This is a genomic window from Amycolatopsis sp. NPDC051371 (assembly GCF_040682155.1).
GTDB lineage: Bacteria > Actinomycetota > Actinomycetes > Mycobacteriales > Pseudonocardiaceae > Amycolatopsis.
On the sequence record NZ_JBFBAG010000013.1, the window covers coordinates 109,080 to 133,627 of the forward strand.

24 protein-coding genes are annotated in these 24,548 nt (G+C 71.5%); 2 read left to right on the top strand and 22 right to left on the bottom strand.

All coding sequences use genetic code 11. The features are described 5' to 3' along the window. Positions 1–56: 56 nt before the first annotated feature. The 7 genes from AB0M59_RS18270 to hemL all read right to left on the bottom strand — a co-directional run bounded on the left by AB0M59_RS18270 (position 57) and on the right by hemL (position 7,613). Entirely contained in the window at positions 57–1,427 is a 1,371-nt protein-coding gene (locus AB0M59_RS18270; protein ID WP_364616248.1) for an AAA family ATPase, read from the bottom strand. A gap of 76 nt (positions 1,428–1,503) precedes the next feature. After that, on the bottom strand, positions 1,504–2,472 hold the full coding sequence (gene ccsB / locus AB0M59_RS18275; protein WP_364616251.1) for a c-type cytochrome biogenesis protein CcsB: 969 nt from the start codon (positions 2,470–2,472) through the stop codon (positions 1,504–1,506). Between the two features lie 4 nt (positions 2,473–2,476). Beyond that, on the bottom strand, positions 2,477–4,072 hold the full coding sequence (locus AB0M59_RS18280) for a cytochrome c biogenesis protein ResB (protein ID WP_364616254.1): 1,596 nt from the start codon (positions 4,070–4,072) through the stop codon (positions 2,477–2,479). Beyond that, complete coding sequence (locus AB0M59_RS18285; RefSeq protein WP_364616257.1) at positions 4,069–4,842, bottom strand: cytochrome c biogenesis CcdA family protein; 774 nt, start codon at positions 4,840–4,842, stop codon at positions 4,069–4,071. The genes AB0M59_RS18280 and AB0M59_RS18285 overlap by 4 nt, the downstream gene beginning before the upstream one ends. Before the next feature lie 280 nt (positions 4,843–5,122). After that, positions 5,123–5,692: a TlpA disulfide reductase family protein gene (locus AB0M59_RS18290; RefSeq protein WP_364616260.1), complete on the bottom strand. Its 570-nt coding sequence runs from the start codon at positions 5,690–5,692 to the stop codon at positions 5,123–5,125. Then, entirely contained in the window at positions 5,689–6,315 is a 627-nt protein-coding gene (locus AB0M59_RS18295; RefSeq protein ID WP_364616263.1) for a histidine phosphatase family protein, read from the bottom strand. Before AB0M59_RS18295 ends, AB0M59_RS18290 begins: the two co-directional genes overlap by 4 nt. Then, positions 6,312–7,613, bottom strand: coding sequence for a glutamate-1-semialdehyde 2,1-aminomutase (gene hemL, locus AB0M59_RS18300; protein WP_364616266.1), 1,302 nt, complete (start codon positions 7,611–7,613; stop codon positions 6,312–6,314). Before hemL ends, AB0M59_RS18295 begins: the two co-directional genes overlap by 4 nt. A 60-nt stretch (positions 7,614–7,673) precedes the next feature. Here hemL and AB0M59_RS18305 point away from each other — a divergent pair, with 60 nt between their 5' ends. After that, on the top strand, positions 7,674–8,150 hold the full coding sequence (locus AB0M59_RS18305; protein WP_364616269.1) for a TspO/MBR family protein: 477 nt from the start codon (positions 7,674–7,676) through the stop codon (positions 8,148–8,150). On the opposite strand, the gene AB0M59_RS18310 is transcribed toward AB0M59_RS18305, so the two are convergent. From AB0M59_RS18310 to AB0M59_RS18380, 15 genes are all read right to left on the bottom strand, one after another. Next, the gene (locus AB0M59_RS18310) at positions 8,147–8,764 is read right to left on the bottom strand and encodes a hypothetical protein (protein ID WP_364616272.1); all 618 of its coding nucleotides are present in this window, start codon (positions 8,762–8,764) and stop codon (positions 8,147–8,149) included. The two genes, AB0M59_RS18305 and AB0M59_RS18310, sit on opposite strands and share 4 nt — an antisense overlap. 10 nt (positions 8,765–8,774) lie before the next feature. Then, positions 8,775–9,977: an ABC transporter permease gene (locus AB0M59_RS18315; RefSeq protein ID WP_364616275.1), complete on the bottom strand. Its 1,203-nt coding sequence runs from the start codon at positions 9,975–9,977 to the stop codon at positions 8,775–8,777. Continuing rightward, positions 9,974–10,678, bottom strand: a complete 705-nt coding sequence (locus AB0M59_RS18320) for an ABC transporter ATP-binding protein (RefSeq protein WP_364616278.1) — start codon at positions 10,676–10,678, stop codon at positions 9,974–9,976. The genes AB0M59_RS18315 and AB0M59_RS18320 overlap by 4 nt, the downstream gene beginning before the upstream one ends. Continuing rightward, on the bottom strand, positions 10,675–11,979 hold the full coding sequence (locus tag AB0M59_RS18325; protein ID WP_364616282.1) for an HlyD family efflux transporter periplasmic adaptor subunit: 1,305 nt from the start codon (positions 11,977–11,979) through the stop codon (positions 10,675–10,677). Before AB0M59_RS18325 ends, AB0M59_RS18320 begins: the two co-directional genes overlap by 4 nt. Positions 11,980–12,041: 62 nt before the next feature. Then, the gene (locus AB0M59_RS18330; RefSeq protein WP_364616284.1) at positions 12,042–12,380 is read right to left on the bottom strand and encodes a hypothetical protein; all 339 of its coding nucleotides are present in this window, start codon (positions 12,378–12,380) and stop codon (positions 12,042–12,044) included. Positions 12,381–12,607: 227 nt separating this feature from the next. Next, the gene (locus tag AB0M59_RS18335; RefSeq protein ID WP_364616286.1) at positions 12,608–13,054 is read right to left on the bottom strand and encodes a hypothetical protein; all 447 of its coding nucleotides are present in this window, start codon (positions 13,052–13,054) and stop codon (positions 12,608–12,610) included. Next, positions 13,051–13,587 (bottom strand): hypothetical protein, encoded by a 537-nt coding sequence (locus tag AB0M59_RS18340; protein ID WP_364616289.1) that lies wholly within the window; start codon positions 13,585–13,587, stop codon positions 13,051–13,053. The genes AB0M59_RS18335 and AB0M59_RS18340 overlap by 4 nt, the downstream gene beginning before the upstream one ends. 17 nt (positions 13,588–13,604) lie before the next feature. Then, positions 13,605–14,576, bottom strand: a complete 972-nt coding sequence (gene hemB, locus AB0M59_RS18345; protein WP_364616292.1) for a porphobilinogen synthase — start codon at positions 14,574–14,576, stop codon at positions 13,605–13,607. 164 nt (positions 14,577–14,740) lie between these two features. Beyond that, the gene (locus tag AB0M59_RS18350) at positions 14,741–16,273 is read right to left on the bottom strand and encodes a bifunctional uroporphyrinogen-III C-methyltransferase/uroporphyrinogen-III synthase (protein ID WP_364616295.1); all 1,533 of its coding nucleotides are present in this window, start codon (positions 16,271–16,273) and stop codon (positions 14,741–14,743) included. Between the two features lie 116 nt (positions 16,274–16,389). Then, the gene (hemC, locus tag AB0M59_RS18355; RefSeq protein ID WP_364616298.1) at positions 16,390–17,319 is read right to left on the bottom strand and encodes a hydroxymethylbilane synthase; all 930 of its coding nucleotides are present in this window, start codon (positions 17,317–17,319) and stop codon (positions 16,390–16,392) included. A gap of 20 nt (positions 17,320–17,339) precedes the next feature. Next, positions 17,340–18,647 (bottom strand): glutamyl-tRNA reductase, encoded by a 1,308-nt coding sequence (locus AB0M59_RS18360; RefSeq protein ID WP_364616300.1) that lies wholly within the window; start codon positions 18,645–18,647, stop codon positions 17,340–17,342. 73 nt (positions 18,648–18,720) lie between these two features. Then, entirely contained in the window at positions 18,721–19,527 is an 807-nt protein-coding gene (locus AB0M59_RS18365; RefSeq protein ID WP_364616303.1) for a redox-sensing transcriptional repressor Rex, read from the bottom strand. Between the two features lie 556 nt (positions 19,528–20,083). After that, on the bottom strand, positions 20,084–21,640 hold the full coding sequence (locus AB0M59_RS18370; protein ID WP_364616306.1) for a molybdopterin-dependent oxidoreductase: 1,557 nt from the start codon (positions 21,638–21,640) through the stop codon (positions 20,084–20,086). A gap of 64 nt (positions 21,641–21,704) precedes the next feature. Continuing rightward, a complete protein-coding gene (locus tag AB0M59_RS18375) occupies positions 21,705–21,941 on the bottom strand; it encodes a glutaredoxin family protein (protein ID WP_364616309.1) in 237 nt (78 codons plus the stop codon). Positions 21,942–21,960: 19 nt separating this feature from the next. Continuing rightward, positions 21,961–23,478, bottom strand: coding sequence for an AMP-binding protein (locus AB0M59_RS18380; protein ID WP_364616312.1), 1,518 nt, complete (start codon positions 23,476–23,478; stop codon positions 21,961–21,963). A 313-nt stretch (positions 23,479–23,791) separates the two neighbouring features. Here AB0M59_RS18380 and AB0M59_RS18385 point away from each other — a divergent pair, with 313 nt between their 5' ends. Next, positions 23,792–24,484, top strand: coding sequence for a sigma-70 family RNA polymerase sigma factor (locus AB0M59_RS18385; RefSeq protein WP_155548730.1), 693 nt, complete (start codon positions 23,792–23,794; stop codon positions 24,482–24,484). Positions 24,485–24,548 lie beyond the last annotated feature (64 nt).

Below are 24,548 nucleotides of genomic sequence, written 5' to 3' on the forward strand. Positions count from 1 at the left end.
TCGCGAGTTCCGGCTTCAATCACGCGAGTCACGGCTCTGATCACGCGAGTTACGGCTTAGCGGTAGCCCTGCGAGAGCGGGGTGGCGAAGCCGTCGGCCACGGTCGCGGCCAGGTCCAGCAGGGCCAGGCGCGTGTCGCCGGACAGGCGGTCCAGCTCGATCTCCGCGCCCTCTTCCAGGTGCGGGTCGAACGGCACCTTGCACACCGCCCGGACCTTCGCGCCGAAGTGGGCCGACAGCTTGTCGAGGTCGACCGAGCCGCCCTTGGGACGGACCGAGTTGATCACCGCCACCGAGCGCTTCACCAGCTCGCCGTAGCCGTGGGCCTCGAGCCAGTCGAGCGTCGCCGAGGCGCTGCGGGCGCCGTCGACCGAGCCGGACGACACGACGACCAGCGCGTCCGCGACGTCCAGGACACCCTTCATCGCCGAGTGCATCAGGCCGGTCCCGCAGTCGGTGAGCACGATGTTGTAGAAGTGCTCCAGCAGGTTGACCGTGCGCCGGTAGTCGTCCTCGGAGAAGGCCTCGGAGACGGCCGGGTCCTGCTCGCTCGCGAGGATTTCCAGCCGGCTGGCGCCCTGGGACGTGTACGACCGGACGTCGCTGTAGCGCGTGATGCGGGCCGCGTCGCGCAGAAGGTGGCGGACTGTCGCCGTCGTCTCCAGCGGGAGCTTCTGCGACAGCGTGCCGCGGTCCGGGTTGGCGTCCACGGCCACCACGCGGTCACCGCGCAGCGAAGCGAACGTCGCCCCCAGCGTCGTGGTCACCGTCGTCTTGCCGACGCCGCCCTTCAGCGACAGCATCGCGATCTTGTAGCACCCGCGCAGCGGCTGGTTGACCCGCGCGATGAGGTCACGGCGCTGCGTGTCCGCCGGGCTCTCGCCGGGGTTGAGCAGCTTGCCCGTGCCGACGTAGACGGCCTTGCGCCAGCCCGACTGCGGGGGCCGCTTGATCTGCTTGACCAGGTGCGCGGTCGACAGATCGTGGCCGTGGCCCGGCTGCTGCGGCGGTGCCGCGTGCCGCCCGCCCTGCGGCTGCGGCAGGCCCGAAGGCTGTCCCGGAGGCTGCTGGGGGTACTGGGCCTGCGCCTGGGCGTACTGCTGCGCGGGGTCGCCGTACTGCGGCTGCAGCGGCGGGAGGTTCTGGTCGTAGCCGTAGCCCGTGGGTACCTGGTGCGGCCCCGAAGCGCCCGGCACCTGGTGCGGGCCGGACACGGCCGGGTTCGGCACCTGGTGCGGGCCGGACACCGCCGGGTTGGGCGGCGGCGCGACGGCCTGCGTCGGCTGCACGTCGAAGGCCCCGGACGTCTCGGGGTGCGGGTGCGAGTCCGTCCGGTCTTCGGCGAACAGGCTCGGCTTGGCCCCCTCGGGCTGCTGTTCGGCCTGTTCGGGGTGGCCAGGAGCCGATTCTTCGCTGGGTCCGGTCACCGGTGTAAACCTCCGCGCACTCCGCCCGACATCGTTCCCCCTGATGACGACGGTAGTCGGCGGACCCGCGGCCCGCTCAGCCCACCCCGGCGTACGAGTGCAAGCCCGCCGTGACGAGGTTCACGAAGAACAGGTTGAAGATCATCGCGGCGAACCCGACGATGTTGATCGCCGCGGCCCGGGCCCCGCGCCAGCCCGCGGTCGCCCGCGAGTGCAGGTAGGCCGCGTAGATCACCCACGCGATGAACGCGACAGTCTCCTTGGGGTCCCAGCCCCAGAACCGGCCCCAGGCCGACTCGGCCCAGACCGCGCCGCAGAGCACGCCGAAGGTGAAGACGGGGAAGGCGAAGATCGTCGTCCGGTAGGCGATCCGGTCGAGGACGTCGGCCGCGGGCAGCTTCGAGGCGAACCGGGCGAACTTCGTCTCGTCCTTTTCGTAGGCCGCGCGGAAGAGGTACAGCACGCTGGCGACACCCGGCACGAGGAAGACGCCGGAGCCGATGATGGCCGCCGAGACGTGGATGACCAGCCAGTACGACTGCAGCGCGGGCTGCACCGGCGCCGCGGTCGTGTACAGCAGCGTGCCGTTGATGAACATCAGGATGACGACGGGCAGCAGCAGGAAGCCGGTGAGGTGCCGGACCGGGAACTTCCACATCACGACGATCCAGGTGACCACCGTGATGAAGGTGACCGCCATGCCGTACTCGTACATGTTGCCCCACGGCGCGCGGTGCACGGCGAGCCCGCGCAGCACGATCGCCGACAGCTGCAGCAGCGCGCCGAGCACGAGCAGCGACGCACCCATCCGGCCGATCCGCTCGGGGCGGCCGACCGCGCGCTGCGCCGCCTGGACCTCCTCGATCGGCGGCCCGCCGGCGCCGACGAGCTCGCGCGCCCGGAGCTTCGCGCGCTCGGTGGCGAGCCGGCCCTTGGCGCCGAAGCCCTGCTCGATCAGCGTCATCATCAGCGCGACGACGTAGATCGCCGCGGCGGTGGTGTAGAGCCAGTCGCTGTACTGCGACAGCGTCTCGTCGATCGGCATTGCCTCAGCCCTTCTGACCACTGATCAGGCGTTCACTGATCTTGTGGAACTCTTCGCCGTACCCGGCCTGGTCGGTGCGGGCCAGTCCGGCGACCTCGATCACGGTACCCGGGTCGTCCTCGGTCCCCGGCTTCACCCGCACCCACAGCCGCCGGCGCTTGACCAGCAAGGACGCGCCGAGGCCGAGGAACATCGAGATGGCGAAACCGAGCACGAAGCCCTGCGTCGGGTCGTGGGAGACCTGCAGGGAGACCCAGTGGTTGACGCCGTCGAAGCGGATCTTCGTGCCGTCGTCGAGCTTGATCTCCTGGCCCACCTTCATGTTCTCGCGGGCGATCTTCTTCAGCCTGCCGTCGTCCACGAGCGACTGGTCGATCTCGAACACCGACTGGCCGCGGCCGGCGTCCAGGCCGAGGTCGCCGCGCATGATGTCGACGGCCACGGCGGGGTCGTTCAGCTCCGGCGCCGACGACGTCAGGACGTTGCCGTGCAGGAACGACGTCGGCGCGAACAGCCCGGTGATGGCGAGCTGGCGGGTCCGCCGCTGCACCTCGTCGGTGACGCCGGGCTGGTCGAACTTCGTCGCGCCCTCGGCGAGCATCGTGGTCGGGTCGACCGTGCGCCACTGGGTGTTCTGGGTGCGCTTGTCGCCGTTGGGGAAGGTCACCGTGAACTGCGGCGAGTAGCCCTGGCCGAGCAGGTAGACGCGGTCGCCGGCGGTGCGCAGCGGCGAGTTGACCTCGAGGCCGTACGGGCGCCAGGTGTTCGTGTCGAGGTCTGGGCCGGACTGGTACTGGATGTTCGCGTGGTAGTACTCCGGCTCGCCGGCCGGGGTGTACCGCACGGTGAAGTCGTTGACCTTCACGCAGAACGGGTCGAGGTCGGTGCCGTCGACGCGCAGGCCCGCGTTGAAGGAGTCGTAGTTGTAGATGCCGGAGTTGCAGAAGCTGTCGCCGTCGGCCTGGACGATGACCTGGCCTTCGTAGCCGAAGAGCTTGCCCAGCGCGAAGAACACGATCAGGCCGAGCATGCTGAAGTGGAAGAGCAGGTTGCCGGTCTCGCGCAGGAACCCGCGTTCGGCGGAGATCGTGCGGACGCCGTCGGCTTCTTCGCGCTCGACGCGGCGCCAGCCGGACAGGTGCTTGTGGACGGCCGCGACCTCGGCGGCAGCGTCTGACTTGCCGCGGCCGAGCCGGTAGTGCGGCATCCGGGCCAGGTTGCGCGGGGTCAGCACCGGCTTGGCGCGCATCGCCTTGACGTAGTCGAAGCTGCGTGGGGCCAGGCAGCCCACCAGCGAGATCATCAGCAGCAGGTAGACCGCCGAGAACCAGATGCTGGAGTAGACGTCGTAGAACTCGAGCTTGTCGAGCAGGGTGCCCCACCAGCCGTGGGCGCTGATGTACTCGTCGACCTTGGGGGCGTTGAGCTTCCGCTGTGGCAGGAGCGCGCCGGGCAGCGCGGCCAGGGCCAGCAGGAACAGCAGGACGAGCGCGGTGCGCATCGACGTCAGGCCGCGCCAGGTGTTGCGCAGGAACGCGAACGTGCGCTTGGCGGGTGTGGGGCCTTGCGGGGTCTTGGGGGGCGCTTCCGTGGTCGTCACAGCGGCAGCCTCAGGTCACCGGCGAGCTCGTTGCGCAGCCAGCCCATCAGATCTCCCCACACGCCGGTGACCAGCAGGATTCCGACGATCAGCAGCAGCGCGCCGCCGAAGATCTGCACCTGGCGGCCGTGCCGGCGCACCCAGTCGGTGGCGCGCACGGCCCAGCGGGCGCCGAGCGCGATGAGCAGGAACGGCAGTCCGAGGCCGAGGCAGTAGACGGCGATCAGCAGGTAACCGCGGGCCTCCGCGCCCCCGGTGGCGCTGGCCAGCGTGGTGACGGCGGACAGCGTCGGGCCGATGCAGGGCGTCCAGCCGAGGCCGAAGATCGCGCCGAGCAGCGGAGCGCCCCAGACGCCGCCGCCGGGGACGCGGTGCGAGCGGACCTCGCGCTGCAGGCCGGGGATCCAGCCGAGGAACACGAGCGCCATGGCGATGGTCAGGACGCCCCCGATGCGCTGGAGGAGGTCCTGGTTGAGGGTGAGCGTGTCGGCCAGCCAGACGAGGGTGCCCAGCGTGGCGACGAAGACGACGGTGAACCCGAGCACGAAGAGGAGGGCGGCGCCGAGGACGGCCCACCGGCCCTTCTTGCGCTCCTCGCCGGCGCTGACCGCGGGGGCGTCCGCACCGACGAGCGCGGCGAGGTACGCGAGGTACCCCGGCACCAGCGGGACCACGCAGGGCGAGGCGAAGGAGATCGTTCCGGCCAGCAGCGCGACGCCCGCGGCGAGCAGCAGCGGCCCGGAGATCGCCAGCTCGGTCACGGAGTTCACCCCGTTGAGGGTAGGCAGTGAGGTCCCGGTGAGAACTCCGGGGCCGGTTCACAGGACCTCGGTCACAGCTGGTCGGGACCTTGGTCCCGTGGGGTTCCGGCGGCGGTTCACCACCCCGAAGCGCGATTGTGACTACGGACGGGCGCACCGCGTCAAGGCGGGAAAGATGCCTTGACCCGGCACTCCCGTCCGTGTTCTGGCTTCGGATCGGGGTGGTGGGCGGGGTCTGGGTGAGTGTGCCGGTTCTGTCTCCGGCTGCCCGTTGGGTGCCTCGGCGCGGTCAGGCTTCCTTCTCCAGGCGCTGCGTCACCGGGAGCAGGTCCTGGGCCAGCACCGGCCGCAGGAACACCGCCGCCACGCGGTGCTGCTTGTCCAGCACGATCGTCGACGGGATGATGTTGCGCGGGTAGCCGCTCAGCTTGAGCAGCACCCGGCCGTCCGGGTCGTAGATCGACGGGTACGTCAGCTGCCGGTCGCGCACGAAGTCCTGCGCCACCTCCCGCGCCGGGTCGCGGACGTCGATGCCCACCACCTGGACGCCGGCCGCCTGGCGAGCCAGCGACTCCAGCTCCGGTACCTCCGTGCGGCACGGCCCGCACCACTGGCCCCACAGGTTGAGCACGACGACCTTGCCGGGGAAGTCCGCCAGCGACAGCTGCTTGCCCTCGTTCATCAGGTCGTCGCCCGCCAGCACCGGCGCGGTCTGGCGCTGCGCGAGGTCGTAGGTGATGTCGACCTGGCCGCCCGGGGAGACGAAGCTGAAGCTGCTCCCCTGGACCACCGCGTCCTTGCCGGCACTGCACCCGGCCACCAGGCCCAGCACGGCCAGCGCGACGAGGACCCGTTTCATGCCCCGGTCACCTTCGGGTCGGTGGTGCCGGCGGGCTCGCTGTAGACGATCTCGCGCAGCTCGTCACCGTCGAAGACCAGCGACGTCAGGGACGCCAGCGAGCACTGGCGGCGCCGCGGGTCGTGCCACAGCCGCTTGCCCTCGAGGAACCGCCGGAGCGTCCAGATCGGCAGCTGGTGCGACACGCAGAGCGCCTCGTGGCCGTCCGCCGCCTCCCGCGCCCGGTGGACCGCGCCGAGCATCCGGTGCGCGATCTCGAGGTACGGCTCGCCCCACGACGGCTTGAACGGGTTCACGAGCTTCGGCCAGTGGCGAGGCTCCCGCAGCGCGCCGTCGCCGACCGCGACGTGCAGGCCCTCGAACTGGTTGCCGGCCTCGATCAGGCCCTCGTCGGTCGCGATGTCGAGCCGGTGGGCCGCGGCGATCGGGCCCGCCGTCTCCTGCGCGCGCTGCAGCGGCGACGCGACGACGTGCACGAGGTCGTGGCCGGCGACGGCCTCGGCGACCGTCAGCGCCTGCCGCTGCCCGCGCTCGGACAGCCGGTAGCCGGGCAGCCGGCCGTAGAGGATCTTCTCGGGGTTGTGCACTTCGCCGTGACGCAGCATGTGGACGACGGTGGTCACTTGACCGCCTCCGCCGCCGCGCGAGCCGCCGCGGGCAGAGCCGCTTCGATCACCGAGAACGCGTCGTCGTCCATGGCCGCGTTGACGAACCAGGCTTCGTACGCGCTCGGCGGCCCGTACACGCCCGCGTCGAGCAGCGCGTGGAAGAACGCCGGGTACCGCCACGTCTCGGACGCCTGCGCGCCGGCGTAGTCCCGCACCGCCTGGTCACCGAAGAACACGCTGACCAGGTTGCCCGCGTACTGGACGTTGTTCGCGACCCCGGCGGCGCTCAGCTCGCGCCGGAAGAGGTCGCCGAGGCGCTTCGCGTTGGCGTCGAGCGCCGCGTACACGGAGTGGTCGGCCGCGCGCAGCGTCGCGAGGCCCGTGGCCACCGCGACGGGGTTCCCGGACAGCGTCCCGGCCTGGTAGACCGGGCCGCCCGGGGCCAGCTTGGCCATCACGTCGGCGCGGCCGCCGAAGGCCGCCGCCGGCAGGCCGCCGGACATCACCTTGCCGAACGTGTAGAGGTCGCCGGCCACACCGTCGAGGCCGAACCAGCCCGCGCGCGAGACGCGGAACCCGGTCATCACCTCGTCCATGACCAGCAGCGCGCCGTGCTCGTGGGCCAGGTCGCGCAGGCCGGCGTTGAAGCCCTCGTCGGGCGCGATCGCGCCCATGTTGCCGGCCGCGGCCTCGGTGATCACCGCGGCGATCTCGCCCGGGTTGTCCGCAAAGGACTGCCGGACGGCGTCGAGGTCGTTGTAGGGCAGCACGATCGTGTCCGCGGCCTGGGCGCCGGTGACGCCCGGCGAGGTCGGCAGCCCGAGCGTCGCGACGCCGGAACCGGCCTGGGCGAGCAGCGCGTCGACGTGACCGTGGTAACACCCGGCGAACTTCACGATCTTCGACCGGCCGGTGAACCCGCGGGCCAGCCGGATCGCGCTCATCGTCGCCTCGGTGCCCGAGTTGACCAGGCGCACCTGCTCGACGGGCTCGACCCGGCCGATGATCTCCTCGGCCAGCTCGACCTCGCCGATGGTCGGCGTGCCGAACGACAGCCCGGACGTCGCCGCCGCGCGCGCCGCCTCGACGACCGACGGGTGCGCGTGGCCCAGGATCATCGGGCCCCAGGACGACACCAGGTCGACGTAGCGGTTGCCGTCGGCGTCCCACAGGTGCGGGCCCTCGCCGCGGACCATGAACCGCGGGGTGCCGCCGACCGAGTTGAACGCCCGGACCGGCGAGTTCACCCCGCCCGGGATGGCCGTCTTCGCGCGGTCGAACCATGCCTTGGACTGCTCGGTTCCAGTGCTCACGGCTCCAGTCTCGCAAACCCGCCTAGGATGGCCGGACGCCGCCCGGGAGGGGAACAGCCGGTGACCGAACGCGCGTCACAGCGCAACCCGTGGCTGGTGCTGGCCTGCTTCCTCGGCGTCGTCGCCGTGGTGGCCGTGGTCGGCGCACTGGCCGCGGCCTCCGCGAAGGACGTCTACGCGCGGCTCGAGCTGCCGCCGTGGGCCCCGCCGTCGTCCCTGTTCGGTCCGGTGTGGACGGTGCTGTACGTCATGATCGCGCTGTCGGGCTGGCTGTACTGGCGAACGGACGGCGAAACCCGGGGCTTCGCCGCGTACGGCATCGGCCTGCTGGCCAACCTGCTGTGGACGCCGCTGTTCTTCGAGGGCGGCGCGGCGAAGGCGGCGCTGGTCGACATCGTCGTGCTGGACGTCGTCGTGGTCGTGACGATCGTCCTGTTCGCCCGCCGGTCGAAGGTCGCCGCCCTCCTGCTGGTGCCCTACCTCGCCTGGATCCTGTACGCGACGGCGCTCAACACGGCGATCGTCGCGCTCAACTAGCGCGCGGCCTGCTGGGTGATGGCCTGCGCGGCGACCGTCCCGTCGTCGCCCGCCTGCCCCTGGACGACGACCGTCGAGCCCGGCTTGAGGTCCGAGAGCTTGCCCTGCTGGGTCACGCCGACCGTGGTCGAGTCCGATGTGGACACCTTGACGTCGGTGCCCTGCGCGGTCTTCACGTACACGGTGGTGCCGTCGACGTGGTCGACCGTGCCCGTGGTGCCGCGCCCGCCCGCGCCGCGGAAGCCGCCACCCTGCTGCCCGGTGCCGGCGGTCTGGCCGGTACCGCCCGTGCCGCCGTTCTGACCGGTCCCGCCCTGGCGCCCGGTGGGCGTCGACGAGGTGGACGAGCCGAACGCCGCGTGCGTCCAGGCGCCGCCGCCGAACGCGATCGCGAGCACCACGAGCCCGGCGAGCACCAGCGTCGTGCGGGAGAACGGCTTCGCGGCACGACGCATCTCCGCGTTCAGGTCGCCGCCGACGGCCGGGTTGGCGATGATCTGCTCCGCGGTCGGCTCCGGAGCGGCACTTTCACGTGAAAGTGCCGACAGGGGCAGCTCGGTCGTCGGGTCGTCCCCGGGGGCCGATCCCGGCGGGGTCGTCGTGTGGGAAGACATCGGGGACTCCTTATTCGTGACGCAGGGCGTCGATGGGCCGCAGCTTGGCGGCCCGGTTCGCCGGGAAGCTGCCGAAGAACAGCCCGATCAGGGCGGATACCGCGAACGCGAGCAGGATCGACGAGGGCACCACGACGGGCTTGATCCCGGAGATGGTGAACCGGCTGCCGATCAGCCCGATCGCGACGCCGAGCAGCCCGCCGAACAGGCTGAGCATGGTCGCTTCGGCGAGGAACTGGCCGAGGATGGCCGCGCGCGGGGCGCCGATGGCCTTGCGGATGCCGATCTCGCGGATCCGCTCGGTCACGGTGACGAGCATGATGTTGGTGACGCCGATCCCGCCGACCAGCAGGGAGATCGCCGCGACCGCCGCCAGCAGGACGGTGAACGTCTCGGTCGCCGACGTCCGCGTCGCGAGCAGCTGCTCGGAGTTCTGGATCTGGTAGTCGGCGGTGCCGCCGAGCCGGATGCCGTGGCGGGCGTTGAGGATCGCGGTGATCTCGGACTGGGCCAGGGACACGGAGTCCGCGCTGGTGGCCTGGACGGCGATCTGGCTGAGGCTGCCGTAGCCGGCGAGGGAGTTCTGCACGGCCGAGATCGGTGCGATCGCGACGTCGTCGGCGTTCTGCAGCCCGGTGCTGCCCTTGGCCTGGAGCACGCCGATCACGGTGAACTGGATGCTGTTGAGCAGCACGTTCTTGCCGACCGGGTCGGCGGTGCCGAAGATCGACTCAGCCGTCGTCGGGCCGAGGACGACGACCTTGCGCGCGGCCGTGACGTCCTCGCTGGTGAACAGCGCGCCCTGCGCGAGGTCCCGGTTGGTCGTCGCGAAGTAGGCGGGTTCGGTGCCGGCGACGCTGGAGATGTCGTAGGACGTCTGCCCGTAGGTCGCGGTCGCCGTCGTGTTCACCACGGGCGAGGCGGCTTTGACGTCCGGCGCGCCGATCGGGTCGACGAGCGCGTGCGCGTCCTGGACGGTCAGCGGCCGCGCGGACGCGCCCTGCCCGCCGCCGCGCGCCGGGGAGACGTTGACGACGTTGGTGCCGAGGCCCTGGATGCTGGCCGCGATGGCCGCCGACGCGCCGTTGCCGACCGCGACGAGCAGGATCACCGCCGCGACGCCGATGGTGATGCCGAGCGTGGTGAGCGCCGAGCGCAGCTTGTTCGCGGTGAGCCCGCGGACGGCGAAGCGCAGGACTTCGAAGAGGTTCACGAGACCGCCCCCACCGCACGCGTAACTTCGTCCGAGACGATCAGCCCGTCGTCGACTCGGACCACGCGGTGCGCGTGCGCGGCGACCTCGTCCTCGTGGGTGATCACGACGATCGTGCGGCCGAGCTGGTTGAGCCGGTCGAACACGCCGAGGACGTCAGCGGTGCTGCGGCGGTCGAGGTTGCCGGTCGGCTCGTCGGCCAGCAGCATCGCCGGGCCGGTGACCAGCGCCCGCGCCACGGCGACGCGCTGGATCTGCCCGCCGGACAGCTCGCTGGGGAGGTGCTTGGCCCGGTCGGACAGCCCGACCATGTCGAGCGCCGCCAGCGCGCGCCGGCGGCGCTCCGACCGACGCAGTCCACTGTAGACGAGTGGCAGTTCCACATTGGACAGAGCGGACGTCCGCGGCACCAGGTTGAACGACTGGAAGATGAAGCCGATCTTCCGGTTGCGCAGCAACGCCAACTGCCGTTCGTTCAGCTTGCCGACACCGAAGCCGTCCAAGAGGTACTGGCCGGACGTCGGGACGTCGAGGCAGCCGAGCATGTTCAGCAGCGTCGACTTGCCCGAGCCCGAGGCACCCATGATGGCGACGTACTCGCCGGGCCACACGGTGAGCTCGACGCCGCGCAGCGCGTGCACGGCCGTGTCACCGGCGCCGTAGGTCTTGCGCAGTCCGGAGACCGCGATCACCGGGTTCACCCGCGGCCGCCGAAACCACCCGTGCCGCCGGTACCGCCGGTGCGGGTGCCGCCGCCGGGGAAGCCCCCGGTCCCGCCGCCGGGGAACCCGCCGGTGCCGCCCGTCCCGGTGCCGGTGCGGCCGGTGCCCGTGCCGCCGGTCGAGGCCGTCGCGGTGAGCACGACGTTCTCGCCCTCGGTCAGCCCGGACGTGATCTGCACCGTCGACTCGCCGCGGATGCCGACCTGCACCTGGCGCGTGACGTTCTGGCCGTTCTCCTGCACGGTGACGACGTTGGTGTTGCCGGCGGTCGTCACGGCCGCGGCCGGCACGCTCAGCGCGTTCTCGGCCGACGCGACGGTGATCACGACGCTCGCCGACTGGCCGGGGCGCAGCCCGTCCGGCGGGTCGGTCAGGGCCAGCTGCGCGCCGTAGGACACGACGCTGCCGCTCGTCGTCGGCGTCAGGTTGATGCTCGAGACGGTCGCCTGGACCGGCTTGTCCGGCAGCGCGTTGAGCGTCACGGTGGCCTTCTGGCCCGCCTTGACCTTGCTGACGTCGATCTCGGCGACCGAGGTGTTGACGACCAGGCCGGTCATGTTCGTGATGGTGATGAAGCCGCTGCTGGAGCTGCTACTGCTGCTGGTCGCGGCGCTGTTCGACGAGCCTTGGCTGCCCTGGCCGCTGCCGCTGGAAGACGACTGGGAGCTGCTGCTGCTCGCCGAGCCGCTCGAGGACTGCTGCCCGACCGTGCCGTTGACCGCGGTGACCGTGCCGGCGCCGGGCGCGTAGAGGGTCGTGTTGTCGAGGGTTTCCTGCGCGGTCTGGACGTCGAGCTGGGCTTGGTCCAGCTTCGCCTGGGCCGACGTGACGCTGTTGGCCGCCGACTGCGTGCTGTTCTGGGAGTTCTGGCTGTTCTGCCCGGTCGCCGGCGCGTCCTCGGCGTCTTCGGCGGCGTCCAGGCTGTCCTGCGCGACCGCGAGGTTCGCCTTCGCGACCTGAAGCTGCTTCGCCGCCTGCGTGCTGTCGACGGTGGCGAGCTTCTGGCCGGCGCTCACGACGTCGCCGACCTTCACGTCGATCGAGGTGACCTTGCCCGCGCTCGAGAAGTTCGCCGCGCCGGTGTAGCTGCTGGCGAGGGTCCCGGCGGCGGAGATGGTCTCGGTGACCGTCGCGCGGCGCACCGGGGTGCTGCGCGTCTGCGCCTGCGCCGTGCTCGGTTCGGGGCCGAATGCCTGGTATATCCCGAAACCCGCTCCGGCCAGCAGTACGACCAGAGCACCGTTGATCACCCATGCCTTCGAGGCACGCACGCGCGTCATGCGGCAACAGTGTCGCCGCTGTTTAGCAATTGACTGTTCGTTCCCTGTGCGGGAGCTGTGTATCAGGCCTTCGGCTCGGGGTGCCGCGCACGGACCGCGAGCGAGAGCTGACGCACCGCGTCGACCAGCAGGATCGCGGCCACGGTCCCGAGCCCGATGGCGGCGGCGAGCATGCCGCCGAAGTACCGGTGCGACTCGAGCGTGGCGCCGTCATCGGTGTGCGTGACGACGACGGCGGACCCGCTGCGCCAGAACGCGTAGGCGGCCCACCCGGCGGCGACGGCGAGCACGACTTCCACGACGGCGACGAGCGTCCGCCAAGGCTTGTGCAGCCGGGCGCAGGGGCCGGCTTCTTCCGGCGGCCAGAGCTCGGCCCCGGTGGGCTGCGGAAGGTCGATCACGGGAGCGATTTTCTCATGCTTCCTTCGGCGTCGCCCGGACGAGCCGGTCGAGCGCGTCGGCCGGCGTGCCTGACGACGTCGGACCGGGCTTGCGGTCCCCGGCCGAGCGTGTCGGGGCCGGCTTCCCCTCCTGGGCACCGCGGGTGTCTTGAATGACTCATTCAGGGCGTCGGAGGTCCTGAATGACTCATTCAAGACCTTTGCGGAGCCGGTCACCCCGGCCCGGCTCATGCTTCCTTCGGCGTCGCCCGGACGAGCCGGTCGAGCGCGTCCTGGAGGGCTTCGACGTCCTTCGCCCACGCGAGGACCACCGTGCCGTCGGCCAGCTCCACCGGCAGCGAGTCGTACTTGCGCGGGACCGACCAGCCGCCGCCGAGCACCCGCGCGCCGACCGGGACGCCGACGTCCTTCACCGAGGCCAGCTGGTCCGCCGCGACCTTCTCCCGGCCCTGGCGCAGCTGCTGCGTCGTGACTTCCAGCGACAGGAACCGGCGCCGCGCGTACACCCACGGCACCGTGATCGCGCACAGCCCGACGGCGACCATCAGCCAGCCCACGACGTGCACCGGGCCGCCCGTGGCCAGCTCGGCCAGCGCGCCGACCACCGCGAACACCGGGCCCCACAGGATGGCGGCCCAGCTCACTCCGGACTCGGCGTAGAGCCGGTCGCTCACAGCTTCTTGCCGGCCTTCGGGAAGTAGCCGGCCACCGACGGCAGGTACATCATCACCAGCGCGATCACGAAGAGCAGCACCGCGACCAGCGTCAGGTAGTTGATGATCGGCGCGACGACCATGATCACCAGCACCATCACGATCGGCAGGATCGTCAGCACCGTCCGGGCCGACCGGGTGCCTTCGCGGGCCTTGTACGCGAAGAGCAGGAACAGCAGCACGAACACGATCGACCCGCCGAGCAGGTACCACAGCAGCGCCGTGACGCCGTCCGCGATCATCTGCGGCGTGTACTTCGGGTCCGTCGTGCCCTTGACGTACTGGTCGATGACGGCGGACTTGCTGGTCAGCAGCTGGACGTAGCTGAGGATCAGCACCACGCCACCGACGAGCCACAACCAGAAGGAGATGGCCACCGGCTTCGGCGGCGCCGCCTTCGGGGCCTTCTGCCCCGGCAGCACCGGGTCCGGCGAAAGACCCTTTTTGCGGCGTTCGTCGTCGGTCAGACCGGCGAGGTCCTCTTTGTCTTCCACGCGAGGACTCTAGCCGGTCAGTCCAGCCACGCGGCGGCCTCGGCGGCCCAGTACGTGAGGATCATGTCGGCGCCCGCGCGGCGGATCGACGTCAGCACCTCGAGGACCGTGCGCTCGCGGTCGAGCCAGCCGTTCGCCGCGGCGGCTTCGACCATCGCGTACTCGCCCGAGATGTTGTACGCCGCCACCGGGACCGGGGAGATGTCCGCGGCCGCCTTGACGACGTCCAAATAGGACAGCGCGGGCTTGACCATGATCATGTCCGCGCCCTCGGCGAGGTCCAGCTCGATCTCGCGCAGCGCTTCGCGGGCGTTGCCCGGGTCCTGCTGGTAGGTCTTGCGGTCGCCCTTGAGCTGGGAGTCGACGGCTTCGCGGAAGGGGCCGTAGAACGCGCTGGCGTACTTCGCGGCGTACGCCAGGATGGCCTTGTCGCGGTGCCCGGCCTCGTCGAGTGCCCGGCGGATGACGCCGATCTGGCCGTCCATCATCCCGGACGGCCCGAGCACGTGCGCCCCGGCTTCGGCCTGCGCGACGGCCATCTCGGCGTAGATGCGCAGGGTGGCGTCGTTGTCGACCCCGCCGTCGGCGTCCAGGACGCCGCAGTGGCCGTGGTCGGTGAACTCGTCGAGGCAGGTGTCGGCCATCAGCACGGTGGCGTCGCCGAGCTCGTGCCGCAGGTCGCGCAGGGCGACGTTGAGGATGCCGTTCTCGTCGACCGCGCCCGAGCCCTCGGCGTCCCGCGTGGCGGGGATGCCGAAGAGCATGAGCCCGCCGACCCCGGCGTTGACCGCGTCGACGGCGGCCTTCCGCAGCGTGTCGCGGGTGTGCTGCACGACGCCCGGCATGCTCGAGATCGCCTTCGGCTGGTCGAGGCCTTCGGCGACGAACATCGGGAGGATCAGCTGGCGTGGCCGCAGCGTCGTCTCACCCACCAGCCTGCGCATGGCCGGGGTGGTGCGGAGCCTGCGGGGACGATGCTCGGGGAACACCCTTCCAAGTTACCCCCGCCCTGCTCTGCGGCGTTCCGCAAGGGTGCTCAGCGGCACTTTCCGCACGACGAGCGCACCGGTCGCGACCAGCGGCGCCGAAAGCCGTGAAGGCCTCCTTCCCGGCCATAAGAGCCGGTAAGGAGGCCTTCACGGACCAATGAACCTCAGGAGCGGCGGGCCCGCTTCGCCTTGCGCGGCGGCGGCAGCGCACCTTCCGCGCGGAGACGCGCGGCGTGCTCCGCCAGAGCGTCCACCAGGTGCGGCACGTCCGCCTTCTCCGGCTGGACGTCGACCCGGAGCCCGAATTCGACCGCGGTCTCCGCGGTCTTCGGGCCGATGCACGCGACCAGCGTGCGGGTGTGCGGCTTGCCGGCGATGCCGACCAGGTTCCGCACGGTCGAGGACGAGGTGAAGCAGACCGCGTCGAACCCGCCGGTCTTGATCATCTCGCGGGTGTCGGCGGGCGGCGGCGCGGCCCGGACGGTCCGGTAGGCCGTCACGTCGTCGATCTCCCAGCCGCGTTCGCGCAGGCCCGCGGACAGCGTCTCGGTGGCGATGTCGGCCCGCGGCAGCAGCACGCGGTCGACCGGGTCGAGCACGTCGTCGTACGGCGGGAACTCGGCCAGCAGGCCTTCCGAAGACTGCTCACCGGTCGGGACCAGCTCGGGGATGATGCCGAACGAGCGCACCTTCTCCGCGGTGGCCGCGCCGACGCAGGCGATCTTCACGCCGGAGAATGCGCGGGCGTCCAGGCCGAACTCCTCGAACTTCTCCCACACCGCGCGGACCGCGTTGGTGGAGGTGAAGACGATCCACTGGTAGCGGCCGTCGACCAGGCCCTTGACCGAGCGCTCCATCTGCGCCGGGCTGCGGGGCGGCTCGACCGAGATGGTCGGCACCTCGTGCGACGTCGCGCCGTGGCCGCGCAGGCGCTCGGCCATCTCGCCGGCCTGCTCCTTGGTGCGCGGCACCAGGACCTTCCAGCCGTAGAGCGCCCGCGACTCCCACCAGGACAGCTTCGAGCGGTGCCCGGCGGCCTGGCCGATCGTGACGATCAGCGGCCCGACGAGCTCGCCCGCGTCGTTGGCGACCTTCTCGAGCGTGGTGTCGAGGGTGCGCTGGGTGTTGATGGTGCCGTTCGCGGTGACCGCGACCGGGGTCGACGCCGGGACGCCGTTGCCGGTCAGCGCCGACGCGGCTTCGGCCAGGTGGGCCGACGTCGCGTGCAGCACCAGCGGGCCGGGCGAGGCGGCCAGGGCCGCCCAGTCGACGTCGCCGCGGACGTCGACCTCGGTGTGCGTGCCGCCCAGCGCGACGCCGGCGTACGCCGGGACGGCCGCGCCCGGCGAGACGCCCGGGATGATGTCGAACACGGCGCTCGTGCGCGCGACCGCCTGCACCTCGGCCACCACGGCCGGGGTGGTCAGCGGGTCGCCCGCGATGAGGCGGAGCACCAGCCGGCCGGCCTTGGCCTCGGCGGTGAGGTCCTTGGCGACCTCGGTGGCTTCACCGACGGCGGGCCGGACCTCGGCGCCCTCGGCGGCCATGGCCAGCACGGCCTGGGGCACGTCGGGGTCGGTCACCACGACCTCGGCCTTGGCGAGCAGTTCCTGGGCACGGACCGTGAGCAGGCCGGCGTCGCCGGGCCCGGAGCCCACGAACGCTACGCGCCCGGTGGTCTTTCGCGCGGGGGTCATCTGTGCGTTTCTCCTCTTGCGGCGGCCGCGCGGGATCGCACGGACGCAGGTCTCCTACACGTCTTTCGGAACACTCTTTTCAGAGTTACAGCCTTCGTGAAGCGCTCGCGAGAGCGCTACTGAGCGGGGCCGGAGAGGGCTCCGGCACCGAGGTCCAGCAGCTCGGCGGCCAGGTCCTTGCCCAGCTGGGCGGCCTGGTGCTTGTCGGCCAGCGCGATGGCCCGGACCATGTCCACCGCGCCGTCCTCGCCGTCGACCGCGGCGGTGCCGCGCAGCGAGATCCGTTCCACGACCTTGCCCTCGGCGTCGAGATCTTCGACGATCTCGGCGAGCGCGCCCACGGGCGAGCTGCACCCCGCCTCGAGCGCGGCCAGCAGAGCACGCTCGGCCGTCACCGCGGCCCGCGTGCCCTCGTCGTCCAACGTGGCCGCGAGCAGCTGCTCGAGGTCCGCGTCGGCGGCCCGGCACTCCACCGCCAGCGCGCCTTGTGCGGGCGCGGGCAGCATCTGGATCGGGTCGAGGGTCTCGGTGATCACCTCGACCAGTCCGACCCTGGCCAGTCCGGCACGCGCGAGCACCACGGCATCCAGCTCGCCGTCGGTGACCTTGCGCATGCGGGTGTCGATATTGCCGCGAATCGGCACGATTTCCAAACCGAGACCCAGCGCGCGCAGCTGCGCGGTGCGTCGCAGCGAGCCCGTGCCCACCGTGGAACCCGGCGGCAGCTCGCCGAGAGTCAGTCCGTCCCGCGCGATCAGGGCGTCCCGCGGGTCCGCGCGCGGCGGCACGGCGGCGAGCGAGATGCCCGGCTCCGGCGCGGTCGGCAGATCCTTGTACGAGTGGACGATGACGTCGACCTCGTTGCGCAGCAACGCTTCCCGCAGCGCAGAGGTGAACACGCCGACGCCGATCGTCGGGATCGGCGCCATCGACTTGTCCCCCGGCGTGGTCACGGTGACGATCTCGACCTCGGCGCCGGTGGCGCGCAGGGCGTCCGCGACGTGCCCGGTCTGGGCGAGCGCGAGCTTCGATCCACGCGTACCCATGCGAATGACTCTGGTCACTACTACTTCTTCTCCGGTGGGGGCTTCGGGCTCGCCACCGCGGCGGGCGCCTGCGGGTCGAGGCAGAACAGTTCTCGCAACGCGTTCGCGTAGTCGGTGTCGGCGGTCTCGGCGGCCAGCTGCTTGACCCGCACCGTCGGCGCGTGCAGCAGCTTGTCGACCACCCGGCGGACGGTGCGGCCGACCTCTTCGCGGACGGCGCCGTCGAGGTCGGGCAGGCGGTTGTCCAGCCGCAGCAGCTCGGCGTCGACGACCTCGGCCGCGCGGCGCCGCAACGCCGTCACCGTCGGGGTCACCTCGGCGCTGCGCTGCCCGGCCAGGTAGTCGCGCACCTCGTCGAGGACGATCCCGGTCGCCTTGGCCGTCTGGCGATCGGTGGTCGGGGTGCCGGCTTCGCGCATCCGGCGCTGGATGGTGGCCAGGTCGACGACGCGCACGCCGGCCAGCTCGCCGACCGCCGGGTCGACGTCGCGGGGCAGGCCGAGGTCGCAGACGACCAGGGTCCGGCCGCCGCGCGGCAGCACGTGCTCGGGGCCGAAGACGGCGTCTTGCGCGCCGGTGCAGCAGATCACGACGTCGGCGTCGCGGACCGCGTCGGCGACGGCGGACAGCGGGACCGCGCGGGCGGGGACGCCCTGCTCGGTGACGTTCGCGGCGAGGCGGCGGGCGCGGGCGTCGGTGCGGTTGGCGACGGTGATCTCGCCGATGCCGGCCTTGCGCAGCTGCGACGCGCTCAGCGCGCCCATCGAGCCGGCGCCGACGATGACGGCGTGCTTGCCGGCGACGTCCCCGGCCGCGGCGAGCGCCTCGGAGACGACCGACGCGCCGAGCTGGTCGAGCCCGGTCTCGGAGTGGACGCGCTTGCCGACGCGCAGCGTGGTCTGGATCAGCTCGTGCAGCGTGCGGCCGACGGTGCCGGCCTCGCGCGCGGTGGCGTAGGCGGACCGGACCTGGCCGAGGATCTGCGTCTCGCCGACGACCATCGAGTCGAGGCCCGAGGTGACCGAAAAGAGGTGCTCGACGGCGGCGCCGGCGTAGTGGACGTACAGGCTGTCGTAGAGGTCGGCCGGCTCCATGCCGGCCTGGCGGGAGAGCACCGCGGAGACATCGTTGAGGCCGCCGTGGAACGTCTCGACGACCGCGTAGACCTCGATCCGGTTGCACGTCGAGACGAGCATGACCTCGCTGATGTGCTCGGCTTGCTGCAGCTCGTCGAGGACCTTGCCCACCTCGGGTGCGGGCACCGCGACGCGCTCGAGCGTGCTCAGCTCCGCACTCCGATGCGAAAGGCCGACCGCCAAGACGCTCATGCGGTCACCTCGCTGACGCTCGGTGAGCGCCTGACCGGCTGCGCTGTGTTGAATGATTCACTCGCAAGCTCGCTCATGAGCGCACCACCATTTCCCGTCCGCCGTCCGGGCCCGAACCGTTCCGGCCGCCCTTTCCATTGTCGGGCGGCAGGCCTGTCCCGGGTAATCCGGAATTGCCCTGATTGCCGGCGGCGTCATCCGCGCGGCGGGCTACATGGAACGAGAGTATCTGCAGCTCGACGGCCAAATCCACTTTCCGGACCTCGATGTGAGCAGGAACCTGCAGCACGACCGGAGCGAAGTTGAGGATGCACTGGACACCGCCCGCGACCAAGCGGTCACAGACCGATTGCGCGGCGGTCGGCGGCGTGGCGATCACGCCGATGGAGATGCCACGCTCGGCGCAGACGCGCGGGATGTCGTCCATGTGCGACACCGGGAGGCCGCCGACGGGCACACCGATCAGGTCCGCGTCCAGGTCGAACAGGGCCTCGACCGGGAAACCGCGCCCCGGGAAGCCGCCGTAGTTGGCCAGCGCGTGACCGAGGTTGCCGATCCCGACCACGGCCACCTTGTGCTGTCGGGTCAGACCGAGGATGCGCTCGATCTGGCTGACCAGGACGCTGACCTCGTAGCCGACGCCGCGGGTGCCGTAGGAGCCAAGGTACGAGAGGTCTTTGCGCAATTTCGCGGAATTGACGCCCGCGGCTTGGGACAGTTCCTCGCTCGAAACGGTCGTCGCGCCCTGCTCGGACATTCCGGACAGAACACGGAGGTAGACAGCGAGGCGGGCGACCGCGGCTTCGGGGATCTGCTTCGCCCGGACAGCCTCGGGGGCATCCCCGTTGGGGCCACCGCGGCCGTTGCCGTTGGCGGGCACGGCCGGGATCTCGGCGGTCGGCGCGTTGTCGGCGTCCGGGGTGTCCTGGCGGCGCGTCCGGCGCGGCGGCCGGCCCGGGGAGCCCGCGTCGTCGCGCCTCCCCCGCTGTGTCACCACGCCGTCGTCTCCTGCCCGCTGTGCACCCGGCGGCCATCGCCACGGCCATGCCGAACTGTGTCTTGACCCAGGGCGCGGGGTCCGGTTCGATGCGGACCGCCCGGGGGCGATGGTCCTACGGTAGACCACTTGTGAACGCGCGCACAAAGTCACTGGTCGGAGGCGGTTCCCGGCGCCGCACGATCATGACACGGCGTCAGAATCCTTGTCCGCCAGGCACTTCCGGGGCCGGCGGGCGCCGAGGGGTGATCGAGTGCCGTCCGACGGCGCCGGCCGCGGCGCGGCGAGCGGGCGGCCGGGCCCGGTGAGCGGCGCCGGCTGCGGGCGCGACGTTCAGGCCGCGGCTCCGGTGTCTTGAATGAGTCATTCAGGTCTTCGGAGGTCTTGAATGACTCATTCAAGACCTTTGCGAGCCGGCGGGGCAGCCGGGACCGTGCGGTCAGTGGGCGTCGAGGGTCACCGAGTGCCAGCCGGTCGCCCCGTCGGGCACCGGGTCCGCGCGGTTCTCCGTCTGCGTGTAGCCGTCCTGGTCGGTCGCGCGGACGAACGCCTGGTGCGTTCCCTTCGGCACGTCCAGCTCGACCCACCACATGCGCCAGGTGTCCTTGCTCACCTCGGCCGAAAGCACCGCCGGCTGCCACGCGCCCTGGTCCAGCCGCACCTCGACCTTCGCGATGCCCGTGTGCTGGGCCCACGCCGTGCCGGCCAGCCGGACCTTGCCCGCCGTCACGCCGGCGAAGCCGGTCGGTGTGTCGATCCGGGACTCCGTCTTGATCGGCGCCTGCTCGGCCCAGCCGCGGTTCAGCCAGTACGACTGCCGCGCGTCCCACTTCGTGAATTCGAGGGACTGCACCCACTTCGTCGCGGATACATAACCGTAGAGACCGGGGATGACGATCCGCGCCGGGAAGCCGTGCTCGACCGGCAGCGGCTCGCCGTTCATCCCGATCGCCAGCATCGCGCCGCGCTGCGGGTCGAGCGCGACGTTCGCCGGGGTGCCGCACGTCCAGCCGTCGACGCTCGTCGCGAACATCTGCTCGGCGCCCGGCTGCACGCCGGCTTCGTTCAGCAGGTCCACGAGGTCGACGCCGAGCCACGTCGCGTTCGAGATCAGCGAGCCGCCGACCTCGTTGGACACGCAGGTCAGCGTGACGCGGCGCTCGACCAGCGGCCGGTTGCGGATGTCGGCGTAGGAGAACGTCACCTCCTTGTCGACCATCCCGTGGATCTTGAGGCTCCAGTCCTCGGTGCGGATCTGCGGGACGACCAGCGCGGTGTCGATGCGGTAGAAGTCGCCGTTCGGCGTGAGGAACGGCGGTGAGCCCAGCTTCGCGAAGTCGGCGTCCGCGGGCAGCGGCGGCGCGGTGCGCGCGGGGACGAGCGGTCCGACGGCGGCCCGGGAGTCCTCGGCGTTCGAGCTGGTCCCGGCCACCTGGCCGACCACCGCCGCGACCCCCGACCCCGCGGCCACGCCGATCCCGGCGCGCAGGAACTTGCGGCGGTCGAAACCCCGGTCGTGCACGACGTCCACGGGCAGCGCGATCCGGTGCAGCATCGTGAACACCGCGAGCCCGGCGGCGAGGGCGGCGACCGGTGCGAGCAGCGAGACCTGCCCGAGGTCGCTGCGCCCGTAGACGGCGGCGATCCCGGCGGCGCCCAGCAGGAAGACGAGGACCTGCCCGGCTCGCGGCGTCCGGCGCGAAAGCTGGCCGGCGAGCAGCGCGAACAGCACGAGGACGACGGCCAGCCCGATCTTGAGGATCGGCTTGTCCCAGGTGCCCAGCGTCCGCTCGGCCCACTTCACGATCCCGGTCGGGCTGTGGTCGATGACGTAGTTGGCGACCGCGATGAACGGCGAAGCGGTGTAGCCGACGAAGCCCGCGACGAGGTGCCCGACCCCGAGGGCGGCGGCCAGCGCGAGGAGCCCGATGAGGGTGGCGACGGGCAGCGAAAGCCGCCTCGGCGCTTCGGGCGGCGCTTCCTGCAGAGTGCTCACGCCTCCATCTTCGGAGCACTCGCTCCGGATGGCTGCCCGATGTGGCTTACGGACGTGTTACGGCTCAGGCCAGCGCGCCGCGGAGCCGGTCCTCCTCCACCCGCCAGTACCCGTGCTCGGCGCCGTCGACCAGGATCACCGGGACGCGGTCGCCGTACTCCGCGCGCCACTCCGGATCCGTGTCGACGTCTTGCGCGCCCCACGAGACACCCAGCTCGCCGCAGATCCGGGCGACGTCCGCCTCCGCGACCTCGCAGAGGTGGCAGCCCGCCCGGCCCATCACCGTCACTTCGTGCGCCATGCCGTCCTTACTACCGCAACTACCGCAGCCGCATGCGGCGCAGCTTGCCGGTGGCCGAGTGCGGCAGCGACTCGGCGAACTCCACCGCGTGCGGCACCTTGTACCCGGCGAGGTGGGCCGCGCAGTGGTCGACGACCTGCTGCTCGGACAGCGACACCCCGGCCGCCGGCACCACGAACGCCTTCACCGCTTCGCCGCTCCGCTCGTCCACAACCCCGACGACCGCCGCCTCGGTCACTTCCGGCAGCTGCCCGATGACCTCCTCGACCTCGCGCGGGAAGACGTTGAAGCCGTTGACGATGATCAGGTCGTTGGCCCGGTCGACCAGGTGCAGATCACCGTCGACGTCGAGGTAGCCGACGTCGCCGGTGCGGAACCAGCCCTCGTCGTCCGGGCCGTGGCCGCCGTCGGGCCAATAGCCGGAGAACAGGTTCGCGCCGCGGATCGACACCAGCCCCGTCTCGCCTTCGGCCTCGAAGACGTCGTCGACGTCGTCCGGGTCGAGCGGCACGGCCTGGTCGGTGCCGTCGCTGTCGACCAGCCGCAGCTCGACGCCGGGCAGCGGCCGCCCGACCGAGCCCGGCTTCGGGTAGCCGGTGACCAGCGTCGACGTCACCACCGGCGCGCACTCGGTGAGGCCGTAGCCCTCGTAGACGTCGAGGCCGGTCGCCTCGCGGAGCGCGCCCAGCACCTTCGGGTGCAGCGGCGCGGCCCCCGACGTCATCCGCCGGACGGTGGCCAGCCCCCGGGTCAGCTCCTCGGTGCCGAGCGCGGCGAACTCGGAGTACATCGTCGGGACGCCGGTGATCGTCGTGACGCCGTGTTCGGCGCAGTCGTCCAGCGTGCGCTGCGCCTCGAAGCGCTCCGACAGGATCGCCGTCGCCCCCACCGACACGGCCTGCAGCAGGCCGGGCCCGAGGCCGTAGACGTGGAAGAGCGGGATGGTGATCAGCACGCGGTCGTCGTGGGTGAGGACACCCTCGACGCCGCTCAGCTGCTCCAGGTTCGCCAGCAGCGCGCGGTGCGAAAGCATCACGCCGCGCGGCGGGCCGGTGGTGCCCGAGGTGTAGGAGACGACGGCGATGTCTTCCCCGGTACCCGCCCGGTCGCCTTCGACGGATTCGACTGCTCCATCCGGGTCGGATTCCGGAGTGAGACCGGTCACGCCGGTCGGCAGCGCCTCTTCGGCGTCGCGCGTGATGACAACCTTGGCACCGCTGTGCTCGAGCAGCTTCTCGAGCTCGGGCCCCGGCGACTGCGGCGACAGCGGCACGACGACGGCCCCGGCCCGCAGCGCGCCGAAGAACGCGACCACGAAGTCCACCGACGTGGGCAGCCGCAGCGCGATCCGGTCGCCGGGCTCGGCGCCCGCGTCCGCGAGCTGCTGGGCCTGCGCCTGCACGGCGGCCTCGACCTGGCGGTACGTCAGCTCTCGCCCGGTGCCGGTTTCGCGCACGGCCGGGTGGTCCGGCCACGTGGCCGCGGCCCGCGTGAGCAGCCCGCCGACCCCCGGTTTCGTCCCCTCTGGAGCACTCACGCGCGGTCCACCTCTCCTCGCCCGGCCCAAACCGTTGCAAGTCTGTCATTCGAAGCGACGTCATGGGTGCTGACCGCGAGCGTCGCGTCTGTGCAACCCCGGAGCCACTACCTACTTCGCGGTAACTACACGTATGCTGCACTGCGTCGCGGGGTGGTGTTGATCACCGCCGCGACCGGAGAGAGGGAGTCGCCGTGACGAACTTGCCTGCCCACGAGGTCGTGGGGCATGCGAGCCGGCAGGCCCCCGCTCGTCCGGGTTCCGGGGGTACCGTGGCCCACTGGGTCGAAGCCGCCGCCGGAGGTGCCGCCCGATGACCGTCCCCACCGCCGTCAGCCGCGGACCCGTCTTCATGTTCGCCGAGCGCGTGTTCGGCCGTTCGCCGTCCGTGCCGCTGAGCAGGCAGGCGGTCGACGAGGAGCGCGCCGAGGCGGCGAAGGCCGAAGCCTGGGACCTGGTGCGCGCGGCGCAGGACGGCGACTCGTCCGCGTTCGGCCGGCTCTACGACCGCTACGTCGACGTCGTCTACCGGTACGTGCTCTTCCGCCTGGGCGACCGCGACCTCGCCGAGGACGTCACCAGCGAGACGTTCCTGCGCGCGCTGCGCCGGATCACGTCGGTGAGCTACCAGGGACGTGACGTCGGCGCCTGGTTCGTCACCATCGCCCGCAACCTCGTGCTCGACCACGTGAAGTCGAGCCGGTTCCGCCTCGAGGTCGTCACCGACGAGGTGACCGAGCCGGGTTCGGCGCCGTTCAGCGTCGGCGCCAGCGTCCAAGCGGGCCCGGAGCAGGAGGCGATCAGTCGCGCCACCCGCACGGAGCTGCTGCGCTGCGTCGCCGAACTGGGCGATGACCAGCGGGAATGCATCATCCTGCGGTTCCTGCAGGGCTTGTCGGTGGCAGAGACGGCCGAGATCATGAACCGCAACGAGGGCGCGATCAAGGCGCTCCAGCACCGCGCGGTACGCCGTTTGGCACAACTTCTGCCCACCGGATTGCGCTGATCCCGCGAACTTTTCTGCCCGTCGACCGAAACCGGTAACCCCGGCGCCTTCTTAATCGTTACTC

Excerpts from the sequence above, each read along its gene's own strand:
- ccsB (WP_364616251.1), bottom strand. The coding sequence starts at position 2,472 with ATGCCGATCGACGAGACGCTGTCGCAGTACAGCGACTGGCTCTACACC.
- AB0M59_RS18310 (WP_364616272.1), bottom strand. The coding sequence starts at position 8,764 with ATGTCTTCCCACACGACGACCCCGCCGGGATCGGCCCCCGGGGACGAC.
- AB0M59_RS18350 (WP_364616295.1), bottom strand. The coding sequence starts at position 16,273 with ATGACCCCCGCGCGAAAGACCACCGGGCGCGTAGCGTTCGTGGGCTCC.
- AB0M59_RS18325 (WP_364616282.1), bottom strand. The coding sequence starts at position 11,979 with ATGACGCGCGTGCGTGCCTCGAAGGCATGGGTGATCAACGGTGCTCTG.
- AB0M59_RS18385 (WP_155548730.1), top strand. The coding sequence starts at position 23,792 with ATGACCGTCCCCACCGCCGTCAGCCGCGGACCCGTCTTCATGTTCGCC.
- AB0M59_RS18290 (WP_364616260.1), bottom strand. The coding sequence starts at position 5,692 with ATGAAACGGGTCCTCGTCGCGCTGGCCGTGCTGGGCCTGGTGGCCGGG.
- AB0M59_RS18375 (WP_364616309.1), bottom strand. The coding sequence starts at position 21,941 with ATGGCGCACGAAGTGACGGTGATGGGCCGGGCGGGCTGCCACCTCTGC.
- hemC (WP_364616298.1), bottom strand. The coding sequence starts at position 17,319 with ATGGGTACGCGTGGATCGAAGCTCGCGCTCGCCCAGACCGGGCACGTC.
- AB0M59_RS18360 (WP_364616300.1), bottom strand. The coding sequence starts at position 18,647 with ATGAGCGTCTTGGCGGTCGGCCTTTCGCATCGGAGTGCGGAGCTGAGC.